The organism is Campylobacter sp. 2018MI13 (assembly GCF_018501135.1).
Classification (GTDB): Bacteria; Campylobacterota; Campylobacteria; order Campylobacterales; family Campylobacteraceae; genus Campylobacter_E.
In genome coordinates this window covers 1-407 of record NZ_JAHCZC010000271.1, presented here as the reverse complement: position 1 = coordinate 407, position 407 = coordinate 1, and the positions used below count along the sequence as shown (strand labels likewise).

Annotated in this window: 1 protein-coding gene; it reads right to left on the bottom strand. The window is 61.7% G+C overall.

Annotated features, from left to right (window positions below):
* Nucleotides 1-407: aspartate-alanine antiporter-like transporter (locus KJQ99_RS11435; protein ID WP_250325703.1), on the bottom strand; the 407-nt coding region annotated here is incomplete at both ends.

Sequence of the window (407 nt, the reverse complement as noted above, 5' to 3'; positions counted from 1 at the left end):
AAGATCATGAGCCCGAGCTGACGCAGAATCGCGTTCGTCGCGTGCGGCAATTGCCACCGCAGCGGCCCCGTGCGGTGAATCGATCCCAAGATCATGCCCATGACCAGCGGCCCAGCAGCGGTTCCCAGCTCGAACTGCAACCCCCTGGGCAGGGCCACCATGAGGGCACCGAGCAATAAGCCAAGAGCAGCACCCAATCCCAAAGACAGAGCATCCACTTGGGAGACGTGAGCCTCAGAGTCGCCAAAGAGGTCCGCAGCGTCGGAAAGGCGATGAGCTGGCACAACACACAGCACCCGATCTCCTGGCTGCAGGACGATGTCGCTGCGAGCCAACATATCGAGGTCACCGCGACGTACTCGCGTCACCTTGCCACTGGTACGTCCGCGCACATCGATGCTGCCTAA